The organism is Ohtaekwangia sp. (assembly GCF_036786105.1).
Classification (GTDB): Bacteria; Bacteroidota; Bacteroidia; order Cytophagales; family Cyclobacteriaceae; genus Ohtaekwangia.
This window is the reverse complement of sequence record NZ_DAIQRQ010000010.1, coordinates 1-12,876: the sequence shown is the minus strand read 5'-3', so window position 1 is coordinate 12,876 and position 12,876 is coordinate 1. Positions and strand designations below refer to the sequence as shown.

Annotated in this window: 15 protein-coding genes; 3 read left to right on the top strand and 12 right to left on the bottom strand. The window is 44.9% G+C overall.

Translation table 11 applies throughout. The features are described 5' to 3' along the window. Positions 1–45 precede the first annotated feature (45 nt). The 6 genes from V7Q33_RS06955 to V7Q33_RS06930 form a co-directional block, all read right to left on the bottom strand. Positions 46–1,398: a neutral/alkaline non-lysosomal ceramidase N-terminal domain-containing protein gene (locus tag V7Q33_RS06955; RefSeq protein WP_333819367.1), complete on the bottom strand. Its 1,353-nt coding sequence runs from the start codon at positions 1,396–1,398 to the stop codon at positions 46–48. Between the two features lie 145 nt (positions 1,399–1,543). Then, positions 1,544–1,894 carry a diacylglycerol kinase family protein gene (locus V7Q33_RS06950; RefSeq protein ID WP_333819366.1) on the bottom strand — a complete coding sequence of 117 codons (351 nt, stop codon included), beginning with the start codon at positions 1,892–1,894 and terminating at the stop codon, positions 1,544–1,546. Next, the gene (locus tag V7Q33_RS06945; protein ID WP_333819365.1) at positions 1,891–2,964 is read right to left on the bottom strand and encodes a glycosyltransferase; all 1,074 of its coding nucleotides are present in this window, start codon (positions 2,962–2,964) and stop codon (positions 1,891–1,893) included. Before V7Q33_RS06945 ends, V7Q33_RS06950 begins: the two co-directional genes overlap by 4 nt. Beyond that, positions 2,961–3,605, bottom strand: coding sequence for a polysaccharide deacetylase family protein (locus V7Q33_RS06940; protein ID WP_331978102.1), 645 nt, complete (start codon positions 3,603–3,605; stop codon positions 2,961–2,963). The genes V7Q33_RS06945 and V7Q33_RS06940 overlap by 4 nt, the downstream gene beginning before the upstream one ends. Positions 3,606–3,638: 33 nt before the next feature. Then, positions 3,639–4,865, bottom strand: a complete 1,227-nt coding sequence (locus V7Q33_RS06935) for a PP2C family protein-serine/threonine phosphatase (RefSeq protein WP_333819364.1) — start codon at positions 4,863–4,865, stop codon at positions 3,639–3,641. Between the two features lie 81 nt (positions 4,866–4,946). Continuing rightward, positions 4,947–6,050 carry a glycosyltransferase gene (locus V7Q33_RS06930; RefSeq protein WP_333819363.1) on the bottom strand — a complete coding sequence of 368 codons (1,104 nt, stop codon included), beginning with the start codon at positions 6,048–6,050 and terminating at the stop codon, positions 4,947–4,949. 195 nt (positions 6,051–6,245) lie between these two features. Here V7Q33_RS06930 and ruvC point away from each other — a divergent pair, with 195 nt between their 5' ends. Beyond that, complete coding sequence (gene ruvC, locus V7Q33_RS06925) at positions 6,246–6,797, top strand: crossover junction endodeoxyribonuclease RuvC (protein ID WP_331978096.1); 552 nt, start codon at positions 6,246–6,248, stop codon at positions 6,795–6,797. Positions 6,798–6,814: 17 nt separating this feature from the next. Here ruvC and V7Q33_RS06920 read toward each other — a convergent pair whose 3' ends face one another. The 3 genes from V7Q33_RS06920 to V7Q33_RS06910 all read right to left on the bottom strand — a co-directional run bounded on the left by V7Q33_RS06920 (position 6,815) and on the right by V7Q33_RS06910 (position 8,745). After that, on the bottom strand, positions 6,815–7,084 hold the full coding sequence (locus V7Q33_RS06920; RefSeq protein ID WP_333819362.1) for a hypothetical protein: 270 nt from the start codon (positions 7,082–7,084) through the stop codon (positions 6,815–6,817). 267 nt (positions 7,085–7,351) lie between these two features. After that, positions 7,352–7,675: an RNA recognition motif domain-containing protein gene (locus tag V7Q33_RS06915; RefSeq protein ID WP_333819361.1), complete on the bottom strand. Its 324-nt coding sequence runs from the start codon at positions 7,673–7,675 to the stop codon at positions 7,352–7,354. Between the two features lie 206 nt (positions 7,676–7,881). Continuing rightward, positions 7,882–8,745, bottom strand: a complete 864-nt coding sequence (locus V7Q33_RS06910) for a sigma-70 family RNA polymerase sigma factor (protein WP_333819360.1) — start codon at positions 8,743–8,745, stop codon at positions 7,882–7,884. Positions 8,746–9,573: 828 nt separating this feature from the next. Here V7Q33_RS06910 and V7Q33_RS06905 point away from each other — a divergent pair. Both V7Q33_RS06905 and V7Q33_RS06900 read left to right on the top strand, forming a co-directional pair. Next, positions 9,574–9,900, top strand: a complete 327-nt coding sequence (locus tag V7Q33_RS06905) for a hypothetical protein (RefSeq protein WP_331978088.1) — start codon at positions 9,574–9,576, stop codon at positions 9,898–9,900. A 16-nt stretch (positions 9,901–9,916) separates the two neighbouring features. Further along, positions 9,917–10,351, top strand: coding sequence for a cold-shock protein (locus tag V7Q33_RS06900; protein WP_331978086.1), 435 nt, complete (start codon positions 9,917–9,919; stop codon positions 10,349–10,351). A 161-nt stretch (positions 10,352–10,512) separates the two neighbouring features. On the opposite strand, the gene V7Q33_RS06895 is transcribed toward V7Q33_RS06900, so the two are convergent. From V7Q33_RS06895 to ygiD, 3 genes are all read right to left on the bottom strand, one after another. Then, positions 10,513–10,896 carry a hypothetical protein gene (locus V7Q33_RS06895; protein WP_333819359.1) on the bottom strand — a complete coding sequence of 128 codons (384 nt, stop codon included), beginning with the start codon at positions 10,894–10,896 and terminating at the stop codon, positions 10,513–10,515. Positions 10,897–11,250: 354 nt separating this feature from the next. Then, positions 11,251–11,922, bottom strand: coding sequence for an alpha/beta hydrolase (locus V7Q33_RS06890; RefSeq protein ID WP_333819358.1), 672 nt, complete (start codon positions 11,920–11,922; stop codon positions 11,251–11,253). Between the two features lie 59 nt (positions 11,923–11,981). Next, on the bottom strand, positions 11,982–12,818 hold the full coding sequence (gene ygiD / locus V7Q33_RS06885) for a 4,5-DOPA dioxygenase extradiol (protein ID WP_333819357.1): 837 nt from the start codon (positions 12,816–12,818) through the stop codon (positions 11,982–11,984). Positions 12,819–12,876 lie beyond the last annotated feature (58 nt).

Genomic DNA, 12,876 nt, shown 5'->3' with positions numbered 1-12,876 from the left:
TCTTCAACACTTCAAGACATCAACACCCCAGTACCTGGCAACGTATCAACGTTTCAACTTGTCAACAACTTTCAGGAGGCATTCCGTCATATAGGCGCCATTACCGGGGCCGTACCAGTTCATGAGGCGCGTTTCATAGTGGTCACGATCGTAGTATTGATCAGCGGTGATATAGCCGATGTAGCCTCCGTTGAAGCTTGTTACCATCACCTGTAGTCCTTCATGTGCAGCCAGTGAATCCAATGGAGCGGTGAGCTGCCCTGAATAGTCACAGGGTGTTCCGATCATTACCAGGTGGCCAATGCGCAGGGCAGTGAGGTACGTTTGATATTCACCAAACGCCGCTTCGAAAAGCCACGGGCGCAGTTGCCAGTCTTCCGCGATCTTGGCTTCCGAAGGCGGCAGCTCCAGCGGTATACGCAACATAGAAAGCGATGAGTCGGTTTGCAGCGTAAGTACCGGATGTTTAGATGCAAAAGTATTATGTACTGTGTGGGCCATCCAGTCGATACATGGTTCGCCATACTCGGGTGGATTGCTGCGATGACTTCCTACAGCTCCCGCCATGAACATAGCAAAGGTATATCCACTGGCTTCCATCTCATCAACGAGCTCACCGGGATAATCACGTGACAGCGCAAGATCGCGCGAAAACAGGCAGGTAGCATGCGCAGTATAGCTCATGAGTATAAGACGCGTGCTGTCCTGGCGCTTTACTTCTACTACACGCAATAGTGAATCAACCGTACCGGTATCGATAAGTCTATTGCGAACGGCATCAGGCACCGACACCGAGCCGGAGCGTATCCTGGCCGGTATAACATTACCGGCAGCTTTCGCGATGCAGTGCACAATTTTATCAGCGATGAAATGAACAACAGAATCTTCATAATCGCCATACATGATACCGATCGCCCCTTCGGCCCAGTTGCCGATACTGTTATGTGTATGAATTGCTCCCAGAAATGTATTGTTGATGGAGAAGTCTATACCCGGGAGTTGTTTTTCCAGCAGTACCGTTACCGTTGGCGGGATAATCAGCAAATCGGCACTGACAATGGCCACACGATGTGTACCGTTATCGATTACCATGGCGCGCACATAGATCGAATCGCGTACTGATGTATAGGGCTTGCCGAGGCGATTGCCATAGCCGGCCAGCGAAACAGGATGTGAGGGTGTTATATTCTCTTTGGCAAAGCCGACATAAAAGCCATGTATACCTTTACCTGCATCGGGGTGCAGGCTGTCGAGCCGGTGCATCATGGTGGTATAGGCAGGCGTATCCTGCGTTAATGTGCGGCTCAATGGCTTTACACTGATCGCCAAAAATATACCAGCCAGCATAATCAACGATACAAGAACAATAACAATACCGCGCAGAATCTTCTTTATCATGCGCGCAAGATAGCTGTTTATCCGTTATTAGTTAACCGCTACAGGTTAATCGTTATCAGGGAGAGTCTATTAACGGTTAACCTGTAACGATCTGTGTTATTCTGTTTCCGATAGTTATCAGGATGTGGGAAATAAATTTAGTCTCTCAGGTTATGTACGGATAGAAAATAATGATACCGATAATCAAGGCAATGACAGCCACTACCAGCACGGCACCGGCTGCTATATCTTTTATCTTTCCGGCTTGTGGCTTCCACTCTGCAGTTACGAGATTAACAAGATCTTCGATGGAGGAATTGATCAATTCAATACTAATGACCAGCGCTATACACAGCAAGAGTATACACCACTCGGTTGCTGTTATCGAGAAATATAGCCCGGCAACAATTACCAATACAGTAGCAGCAAAGTGTATTCGCAAATTCCGTTGCTCACGCAGGGCCATAACAATTCCATTCCAGGCGTAGAGAAAACTTTTTAAAAATGTTCGCATCATCTTAATATTTCGCTGACTGCATCTTCCAACAAATCACCTGAGGATGCCGCCGGTATAAATCCAGTGAACCTTTCTGATTCTTTCAAAGCCCGTATCAAATCAAAGTTACGCTGTTGCATGCTATAGGCAATACCTTTCTGCAAAAGGCGTTCTGCCAGATATACCTGTTCGGTTTGTCCGGGTGTCGGTATAAAGATTGCCCGGCCTCCAAGCCTGGCCATGTCCATCACCGTGCTAAAACCGCTCCGGGCTAAAACTAAAGCGGAGCTTTCAATCGCCACCTGCAGAGCTTCGCTGTTGAGAAACGGAAATACATCTGCTTTTGTATTCAAGGGAATAGCACGTGCATCATCCGGTAAGCCCCGCACCATGCAGGCTTTACCTTGCCAGCGATTTACCTGTTCGGTAACGATCGTCTCTAACAATGTACGCTGTGGTTCCGGCCCTGAAAATATACAGAGCAGATCATACTTCTTCTCTCGCCTGCCTGAAGATTCAAAGCGGGACAAAGGCCCTATATAGCGATAGTTGATATCATGATCAACGGCACCGAACAAAATCAGATCACCGGCTATACTTTCATTGCCGCCACGATCCGGTATCCAGCACTGCGTAAAGCGTTTTATCATTTTGTGATTCATTCGTCTTACCCACGATGCCAGCCATCCAAACCGTTGCGGCATTAGTATATTGCTCTGGTGTGTAATGAAGATACTCTTTACAACTGAAGACCAGCATCCATATCGATTATCCGAGATCACCAGGTCAATTCCTTCGCGCCTCACAATCTCTTCCAATACACGGTGCTCCTCTCCGATCACGCGTGCGAATCGCGGCACCTGTGCGGCCATCGTCCATACCATGGAACCGGTTGTCGGGTAACGCGGGCTATAACCGGGCAAGGTATAGCGCTTCAAGCCGGGAAATTCTTTCTGAAGCAACAGCAACGAATCACCGCTGCCGGCTATCAATACGATACACGCATGCTTTTGCAGGCTGCGGATAACCGGTATACACCGGGTGGCATGGCCGAGTCCCCAATCGAGCGGAGCAACCAGCACACGTTTCATCCGGGCAAGGGTTTAAAAGTATATCCCTGTTCCGTAAAATGATCGAGCACGCGGGGCAGCGCATACATCATATTCTTCTCGGCCTTTACACTATCGTGAAATACAACAATGGAGCCGGGCCGCGTGGTCTGTATAGTATTTTTCAGGCACTTCTCCGGGGAGAGGTGTTTATTATAGTCGATCGAGAGAACATCCCACATCACAATGGTATATTCCTGTTTCAGCACATGGATCTGCTGGCGACTGATTCTTCCATACGGAGGGCGGAATAATCTGGATATATATACTTGTCCGTTAGCACCGAATTGTGAAGCCATTGTTTGTTGACATTGCCGAACATCCGCCGTATAGGCATTAGCCTTGTGTTTCCAACCGTTGAGATGGTGAAACGTGTGATTGCCAACCGCATGCCCCTGCAGTATAATTCGCCTGAATACTTCGGGATGCTTGCGCACATTATCGCCAATACAAAAAAAAGTTGCTTTTGCTCCAAACGTAGCCAGCGATTCGAGCACAAATTCGGTGGGGCCATGTACCGGGCCATCATCAAAGGTCAGGTATATTTCCTTTTCAACGGCAGGAACACGCCAGAGCAGCGAGGGATATAGCAGCGGAAAAAAGAAGGGTGTACGATGGACCATGGAGGGCTGATCTGAATATACTTCACCGGTTCGTCATCCTACACGGCATGAGAGAATGGTTATATCATCGTGATACCCGTTAATACCTTTGAAATCGTCAAGCGCCACAATGATGTCTTCGTGAATCGTGCTCAAGTCTTTCGTATAGGTTGAATCCTGCTGAAAGTATGTCAGCAATGATTCCACACCAAATTCTCTTCCTTTCTCATTCACCGTTTCCGTTAACCCATCGGTATAGCAGAAGATGAGAAAGTCATCGAGATCCGTCAGGAAGCCTTCGTTGAGGAAGGGCAGCGGGTGCATGGCACCCAGCACCGTAGAGCCATCTTCGAGCAAGCGCAAACCATGCTTGCGGTCAACGAGTATAGGAGGATTGTGACCTGCATTTACATATACCATCGTTTTAAGATGTATATCATAGATCGCCGCAAAAAAGGTAATGAACTTCTCTCCTTTCGTATTCTCCAACACTTGGAAGTTCAACGCTTCAATGATGTCGGTAAGGTTTGGTGTCTGGCGCACCAGTGTGCGCAGTGAAGCCTGAAAGTTAGACATCATCAATGCCGCCGGTATACCTTTGCCGCTCACATCGGCAACGCAAATGAGAAACTGATTCTTGTTGATGGGTATATAGTCGTAATAATCGCCACCAATGCGATCGTGCGGCAGGTAGCTTGCTTCTACTTTAAGGCGTTCTGTATTGGGCAGTTTTTCAGGAAAGAGGAATTGCTGCACATCGCGCGCAATCTCCAGTTCTTTGCGTAATGATTCCTGTTCAAGTTGCTTGCGGGCAAGCTTCTTGTTTTCGATCGCTACAATAATGATGTTGCTCAGCGCCTGGATAAAGCGAATGCCATCTTCATTCTCATACGTTTCTGTATACTTATCCAGCCCGCCCACAAACACCAGCGCCAACGTTGCACTTTTATGGGCTACCGGGATAATGATATCGAACTCGGTGAACTCGCATTCCTTGAACTCTTTCAGGTGCGTAATGTCCTGAATGGTTTTGAACTCCGGCAATAGCTTGGTTTTTCCGTAATGATGGCGTGTACCGAAGTTTACTTTGCAGGCCCAATCATCGTCCAGCACAAAAAGCGCAAGCTTCTTGATATTGAGGTTTGAGCGGAGCGTGAAGTTATAGATCTTATACAACGACTCTTCCGGCAAGTTGCTGTTAATAGCCTGGGTGATCTCAAGCAACGCGTTGAGTTCCAGTTCTTTTATTTCAAATTGCTTTTTAACGTCCAGTTCCTGCATAGCTGATACTCGTAAAGGTAATTACAAATCGTCAACCCGTGGCATAAAAAAGCCTAGTCATTTTTCACAATCTTTCATCGTTTATAGCGTTCTTCCCTTCCAGCGTTGTGGAATGAAATGGGCAACCAGGCCTATACCCGTTACATAGAAAGGATATACAATCTGTAAGGTCATAAAAGCCGGCGGGCTCCACTTTATCTTCAGGTACCGGCACACCTGTTTCAGAAAAACATACTCAACCAATCCTTTCAGCACAAGACCAAGCACAGCTGTCAGAAACAACAATCCATGGGTTGTGAAAAGTAACACCAGGCACATGCCGGTAAGCACTTGCAGCACGAAGATATACACAGCCAACAACACTGTATGCACCGATGTATTGTGACGCCACTTGCCCGCCCACCGCAGCCGTTGCTGTATAAACTGACGAAGTGTAAGATTGGGTTGCGTGGATACAACGGCTTCACGCTGCGCTACGAAATGTATACCGCGTGGATATAGCCGCAGTATCTTGCGCATCAGAAATTCATCATCACCGGAAGCTATAGCAGCATTTCCCTCGTAGCCGCGAACCTCCTCGAATACGGCTTTACGAAAAGCCAGGTTGGCACCGTTACACATGGTAGGATAACCAACCGATGCCGTAGCGGCTGCTGTGCCGATGAGGCTGCCGAATTCGATGGCCTGCAGGTCGTGAAAGAATGCGCCATGCTGCATCATCTTTACACCACCGAAAACCATCTTTACGTTGCCATCTATAAAGCTGTTGCGCAGTGTAGCAAGCCATCCTGGCGATACACGGCAATCGCCATCGGTAGTAACGATTATCGAACCTTTTGCCTGCCCGATGGCCTCGGCAAGCACCCGCTTCTTTCCGGTGCCTGTAGCAGAGATGACATGAACGGTATGTCGGGTGGATATGAAGCGTTTCGCGATCTGAAGTGTATCATCTTCAGAGTGGTCATCGATCACAATGATCTCGCAGGTTACATCCTGTCGTTCCAGGTCGTTTAGCAGCGGGAGTATATTTTTCTCTTCGTTGCGTACGGGAATGATAACGGAGAGGCTGACGGTTTCATCGCTTCGCTCCTGCTCCGGTTTGTTTAACACTTTCTGCAGTGTAACCGACAGCATCGCTACCGCCAGCACATACGAACCAAACATCAGGAAAAGCAAAAGCACCATGCCAGTAATCTCGCAAAAAATATCAACCGTGCGTGTTAGATTTGTAGCTGCGAAGCTAACACTTCTAAAAAGATACTGAATATATTTTGTATACGCACCAGGGCTGCCACATCCTGTATGATATTTTACGCTATCCATCCGACCTCCATGCGGCGATGATGGGAGCTGTCACTTCTTCTCTTACCTTTGCTGCCAGTGAAACAACCTCAGGAAAAAGTTATTCTTGGCCTTGACCCGGGTACGAATGTGATGGGATATGGTCTTATTGAAGTGCGCAAGCCAAAGATCATCTTGCTGCAGTTTGGGGTTATTCACCTGAGCAAATACGAAGGGCACGAACTGAAACTCAAAAAAATATTCGATCGCGTGTTGAGTCTTATAGACGAGTATCACCCGGATGAAGTGGCACTGGAAGCACCGTTCTTTGGTAAGAACGTGCAGTCTATGTTAAAGCTTGGCAGAGCCCAGGGTGTTGCAATGTCGGCAGCGCTTTCGCGCGATATACCGATTGTAGAATACGCACCCAAGAAAGTAAAGCAATCCGTTACCGGCAATGGTAACGCTTCCAAGGAGCAGGTTGCCAAAATGCTGATGACGTTGTTTTCCATCAAAGAATTACCCAAGCTGCTCGATGCAACGGATGCCCTGGCTGTCGCGGTGTGTCATCATTTTCAAAAAGGGGATCAATCCTCCAAAGCAAAATCATGGGAGTCCTTCATCCGCGATAATCCCGGAAGAATAAAGTAAACTTCGGATGTTTGCGATCAGCGGGCAACAATCAGCAGTTTCGAAGCTGCCGTGACCAGCGCTTCTTCCTGCTTCTCCAGTTCTTCGCGCATTCTGTGGTTCAGATCGATCAGCTTGCGTATGCGATCTTTGAGTTCCTCTTTTTCATAATCATTCAATGCTTCCGATTCTGTCTCGATATATTCTGCGATCTGATCAATGCGCTCGTAAATCTGAATGATACCGGTGAGTCCGCTTTCGCCATACGACTCTTCTACGCTGTTGAGGTTGTATGCTATATCGTGCATATACTTTGTGGTTGATGTTTCAAAAAGTATAAAAGTATGCCAACGAACAAGAAGGAATGAAGTGACGAACCGGCCACTTCAATCGGGGTGCGACAGGCTGGAATGTTGGTATGAAGATACATTTTTTATAGTTATCTTAACAAATCCCAGTCTTCTTTGTGGTTCTTCGTGCAACTGGATTTTGTTTGCAGCAGACAAAGTGAAATATGGTTATAAAAAAAACCTCCATCGGATTTGAGGGAGGTTTTTCACTGAAGCTTTAAAGGCTTACCATTTTTTATTGTAACTATCGCGATCACCAAATTTACTGCGATTTCCATTGCCAAATCCGCCACTTCTGGGAGAATCCGTCCTTGGTCGGGCTTCATTCACTACCAGGTCTTTTCCAAGAAAATTATACCCGTTAAGTTCATTGATAGCATCCTTCGCTGAAGCACCATCGCTCATTTCCACAAACCCAAAGCCACGGCTCCGATTTGTCAATTTGTCAAAAACGATTTTCACGGAAGTTACATCGCCATGTTCCTGAAATAATTCTCTTAACTCATCTTCTGATGCCTTAAAGGGAATGTTTGCTACGTAAATGTTCATTTGTTTGATTTTTAAAAATTTGAAACTGTTATTTTAATTCGTTAGACAATCAGATGGGTGGGTATTAGCGAATGAGGTCTTATGGAAGAGGCGGCATTTACAAATAACGGAGCAGCTGTGTCTATTATGCTAATAAGGTAGCCAACTTAATTGGCTTTTGTAAGTAAATTCATATATATCTCTTGAATACCTTGTGCAGAGCGATATCAACCCAGGTAGGTAAGTAATTGATTAATATTGCCAGACTTTCTTAAATGTTGTACGGCTCGTTCTTTTATCTGCCTGACGCGCTCCCTGGTAAGTTTGAACCTGTGAGATATCTCTTCCAGGCTTAACGGTTGTTGCCCGTTAAGGCCATAGTGAAGCGTGAGAACCTGTGCTTCTCTTTTTTGAAGCTGCGATAGTGCCAATCTAACTTCCTGCCTGAGAGAATTAGCCATTAAAGAGTCATCTGGCTGGTGCGAATCTTTATCGACCATCACATCTAACAACGAAGCTTCTTCATTATTTTGAAACGGTGTATCCATAGAAACCTGCTTTGCTGATACCGAGTAGTTATCATCAATTGTTTCTACGCTTACATCAAGCGCTTGTGCAAGTTCTTCTGATGATGGCTCGCGCTGAAACTGCTGTTCTAACGTTGAAAACATCTTCGACATTTTGCTTAGGGAGCCGACACGATTCAGGGGCAATCGAACAATTCTCGACTGCTCTGCCAGCGCCTGAATAATGGATTGACGTATCCACCAGACTGCGTATGAAATAAATTTAAACCCGCGCGTTTCATCAAACCGCTGTCCTGCTTTTATCAAACCTATATTTCCCTCGTTAATCAAATCATTTAATGACAACCCACGATTCTGATATTGCTTTGCCACCGAAACAACAAAGCGGAGATTTGCCTTCGTGAGTTTTTCCAATGCAACCGTATCGCCCGCACGGATTCTCTTTGTCAGCTCTACCTCCATATTGGGTGTAATCAAATCGACTTTACCTATCTCCGCAAGATATTTGTCGAGTGACTGTGCTTCACGATTGGTAATCTGTTTGGCGATCGTTAGTTGTTTCATACAAAATTTTGAGGATTACATAGAAATTTGTTCTATCAACATGAGATATAGCAACCAGTTACACAATACTTTCACAAAGACTTGCATTCTGCCAATTGCTGGCATAACGTACATCTTATCGCTCTTTTAGCCTTAATATTATACTGTAAGGAAGTAAAAACTCACAACCTATGCAGTAGCAGACTATTGATATAAGTTTAACAGGATGAGTTATACTGCCAATAACTGTGGAGATTTTAAGAGACTACGGTTGGCAGAACCAGAAGCAGTGAATTAATTTTTCCGCAATTGATGTTACAAAAGTAACTAATCAATATAACAATTCCTATTTCAATGCCAATCAGCCAGCAAGTGTGATGACACGCATAGTTGATTATACGGGAATATGATTACCTTTGGACTACTTTATTAATCCATTCTGTCAGCCGTTCGAAGAACCTAGTCCATCAATTAAGCACTCCGATAAGCTCCTGGAACATTCTTTTTAATAAAGCAGATTAATCAAAAAAGCTTTATTAAAGCAATGAATGAGAATACGCTTCATAAATGAGTTAACGAGCGTCACTAATTTTGGCAAAGCAATAGCTTATTTTCAACAAGGCAATTGGCGATTTAGCAGGTTCAGTAATACATGGCGTATGTTATTCGTGTAAACAATTACACAAAAGCATATCATTTATACTGCATTCAACGATGAAAGATGTGAAAGGCAAGAATGGCAAGCCAGCAAAGTATACTATTAACGAGACCCATGTGAGCCACTTATGCCATTATGATTGTCAATAGCACTTGTATTAATTATAACCGAAAACGAAAAATCACTCGAATATGCTTGTAAGAATTTATGTTTCGATCTGGAGTAAATACAGACCTGCCATTTTAAAAATGATGATTGATGCCGCGGATGAATCTCAATCATACCAACTCTCACATCATGAGTTTAAGGCTCTGAATCCAACCAGTAAAGGTGCATTCAGTTTTTCGCTGGAAGTATCAGCAGGGAAAGCAACCAGTGGTTTAAAAGACAGTGCTGTTGCTCAGGATTTGTGGGAGATACTACAGCTTTCGCGCAAAGCGAGTGAGTTGATTGCCGATGCAACATTTCGGTTTTCTATGGACAAGCAATTTATTCTACACATTCAAAAAATAAATTAACCCTAAGTAAATATATATGGCAGGAACATTTGGTAAGCGCGAGAAGGAAAAGAAAAAACTTGAAAAGAAAAAAGAGAAAGAAGAACGCAAGGCTGAACGCAAAGCCAATGCAAAAAGTGGATCATTGGAAGATATGATGGCTTATGTGGATGAGAATGGAAACATTTCATCAACACCTCCGGATCCCTCCCGAAAAAAAGTTGTTAATGAAAGCGATATAGTTATTGGAGCACGAAACATGGAAGACGCAGCGATTACTATCCGAAAGGGACGCGTTAGCTATTTTAATGTATCCAAGGGCTATGGCTTCATTAAAGACCTGCAGACACAGGAAAGTATTTTTGTACATACCACTGCACTAAACGTTTCTGTCAAAGAAAATGACTTTGTTTCCTTTGAAACAGAAAACGGCCCGAGGGGATTGAATGCAGTGGCCGTAAGGAAAATTTAGCAGAACGCCATACGTTATCCGTTACAGGTTATCCGTAAGAGTCCGTCAGCGTATAACTTGTAACCATTAACGGCATAAGAACGCCGCATAACGAGTACCGGAGCAAGCAAACACCACTCCGCCAACACTCACCTCACACCCTGGCAGGCAGAGGCTCCCTGCTATGCAACGTGCACACCACTGATCCAGAAAAGTGCCAGTGTAAACGTGGTGAGCACAATGGCCAGTACACTGTATACTTTCTTGTTGCCTTCGCGATGTTCATATTTTTTTATGATTCGCTGATACCGGTCGGTGCTGATGAAGTAGCACCAGTGAGCCGTGTAACTCACAATAAAAAGCACCAACACGGGTATTGACAATGACAGCATCTCGTATACTTCGCTAAAAACATCTGTAAATGATATGAGTGCCAGCAGATTAAAGGAGATGATAACCGATAGTAAGAGACTCGCCAGGATGTGATCCATAGCTTCTTTTCTCTTGGCCGATGTAAACAATGAATAATAACAGTAGAACAAAAAATTGTAAAAATTCAGATTCATAGCTCAAAAAAATATCACTCACATTTTCAGGGCGCGAATATATTAAATCAACTGCATTTGAATCCTTACCACCAATAGCATGAGTATATCTATACTTCTGGTACTCCATAATTGGCGGGTGCTCATATAAAAACTTAATCTCAATCGTTGTCGAACGTTCTAAAAAGGTGCTTCTTTTTTATATTCACGAGATCAGTAAAACTCCTAAATATTTTTCAAAAATCTTACGATACATTTCGCCTAACGGAATTTCGGATTCACCGATAAAAAGGGATGATTATCCAACGAGTCTATGTTATCCCGATTCACCACACGATTTATTTATACTCCGGAATATCCATAAAAATACCAGAACTACGGAAGCCAGTGTATTAAGTCCTGTATTACCTCACCAATGACCTGATGGCCCATGTTATACTCATGATAGGTTAACGGAACATGAAGCGTTTGCAGAAATGCCTGCGCCTGCCGTGCATAATGTACAGGCAATGTGCCATCGTGCGTGCCATGCGCTATAAATATCCGCAGTTGCGACAATGCTTCGTTGCGGACAACTACCTGTTGCGTTTGCTCCAGCACTCTCCCACTCAGCGCAATAATACCGTTAACTTCTTCCGGGTTGCTTAGTCCTACGCTATAGCTCATAATAGCACCCTGACTGAAGCCACCCAGGTATATTTCATCGAGTGTATATTTTTGCTTTACCTGGGCAACAAATTGTTTGATCACGGCTCTGCTCGATACCTCCTGCTCTGCATTGATAACCGGTTTCCCGGTTGAGAAGTCAACATTATACCAGGCATATCGGCCGGCACTCAACGTAAATGGACCACGTGCAGCGATCACGTAGTAGCTATCAGGCAAGTGATCCGCCAGGCTGAACAAATCCTGCTCGTTACTGCCAACACCGTGTAATAGTATTATGGCTTTGTGCTTCGCGGTTTTCACCTTCGGTTCTCTCACCAGGTAATGCAGTGAGAGATTGTTGGAAGAGATATTGCTTTTATTTACAGATGTACTTGTCATGTTCGCACAGGTTGTAAAATAACAACTGATCGCAACGATGAACCACGCAGCATGCATGGCTAACCGAATTTAACCGAAGTCATGGTTAATGAACCTGCCAAAGCTTTATCATTGAAGATCGATATACCATCGTTACGGTCGTCTTTCAAGCCCAGTATATAGATCAATGGCAGGTAGTGCTCCGGTGTGGGAATTGCCAGCATAGCTTCTTTTCCCAATGCAGGGTAGTTCATCAGTGCTTTATGATCGCCTGCCTTGATCAGCGTTTTGAATTTATCGTTGATGGTCGCAGTCCAATCGTAAGCATACTCCGGGTCGTTTATTCTGTCCCACGCAGCAAGCCTGAGGTTATGCACCATGTTGCCGCTGCCCATGATGAGTACGCCTTTCTTACGGAGTACATAAAGTTCTTTGGCCAGCTCATAGTGATACTGTGGAGCTTTGGTATAGTCAATGCTGAGCTGCAGCACTGGTATAGTTGCCTCCGGATACATGTGTCGTACAATCGTCCACGTTCCATGGTCAAGCCCCCAGTCGTGGTCGAGCTCAACATTCGCAGAATGAATCAACGATGCCGTTTCTTTTGCCAAGGCCGGACTACCCGGTGCCGGATATTGTACATCAAACAACGCTTGCGGAAAACCACCGAAGTCATGTATCGTTTCAGGGAAGTCCATCGCGGTAATTTTAGTGCCTCTTGTAAACCAGTGTGCCGACACTACCAACACAGCTTTGGGCACAGGAATCTCCTTCGCCATCTGCTTCCACCTGCGACTAAACTCTGTATCTTCAATACCATTCATAGGCGAACCGTGGCCTACAAACATCACAGGCATCAAATGATCCTGCTCGGGTAGAGAACTGGCAAATTCTCTGAAAGATGATAATGTTGTCATACCGATTGTTCCTGTTACTATAGACTTTATAAATTGATTACGCTTCATATCTCAACTC

What these genes read in the sequence shown, in the direction of transcription:
- V7Q33_RS06905 (WP_331978088.1), top strand. Translation starts at nt 9,574, where the DNA reads ATGCTTGTAAGAATTTATGTTTCGATCTGGAGTAAATACAGACCTGCC.
- V7Q33_RS06950 (WP_333819366.1), bottom strand. Translation starts at nt 1,894, where the DNA reads ATGATGCGAACATTTTTAAAAAGTTTTCTCTACGCCTGGAATGGAATT.
- V7Q33_RS06915 (WP_333819361.1), bottom strand. Translation starts at nt 7,675, where the DNA reads ATGAACATTTACGTAGCAAACATTCCCTTTAAGGCATCAGAAGATGAG.
- V7Q33_RS06930 (WP_333819363.1), bottom strand. Translation starts at nt 6,050, where the DNA reads ATGGTGCTTTTGCTTTTCCTGATGTTTGGTTCGTATGTGCTGGCGGTA.
- V7Q33_RS06890 (WP_333819358.1), bottom strand. Translation starts at nt 11,922, where the DNA reads ATGACAAGTACATCTGTAAATAAAAGCAATATCTCTTCCAACAATCTC.
- V7Q33_RS06955 (WP_333819367.1), bottom strand. Translation starts at nt 1,398, where the DNA reads ATGATAAAGAAGATTCTGCGCGGTATTGTTATTGTTCTTGTATCGTTG.
- V7Q33_RS06935 (WP_333819364.1), bottom strand. Translation starts at nt 4,865, where the DNA reads ATGCAGGAACTGGACGTTAAAAAGCAATTTGAAATAAAAGAACTGGAA.
- V7Q33_RS06920 (WP_333819362.1), bottom strand. Translation starts at nt 7,084, where the DNA reads ATGCACGATATAGCATACAACCTCAACAGCGTAGAAGAGTCGTATGGC.
- V7Q33_RS06900 (WP_331978086.1), top strand. Translation starts at nt 9,917, where the DNA reads ATGGCAGGAACATTTGGTAAGCGCGAGAAGGAAAAGAAAAAACTTGAA.
- V7Q33_RS06895 (WP_333819359.1), bottom strand. Translation starts at nt 10,896, where the DNA reads ATGAATCTGAATTTTTACAATTTTTTGTTCTACTGTTATTATTCATTG.
- V7Q33_RS06940 (WP_331978102.1), bottom strand. Translation starts at nt 3,605, where the DNA reads ATGGTCCATCGTACACCCTTCTTTTTTCCGCTGCTATATCCCTCGCTG.
- ygiD (WP_333819357.1), bottom strand. Translation starts at nt 12,818, where the DNA reads ATGACAACATTATCATCTTTCAGAGAATTTGCCAGTTCTCTACCCGAG.
- V7Q33_RS06910 (WP_333819360.1), bottom strand. Translation starts at nt 8,745, where the DNA reads ATGAAACAACTAACGATCGCCAAACAGATTACCAATCGTGAAGCACAG.
- V7Q33_RS06945 (WP_333819365.1), bottom strand. Translation starts at nt 2,964, where the DNA reads ATGAAACGTGTGCTGGTTGCTCCGCTCGATTGGGGACTCGGCCATGCC.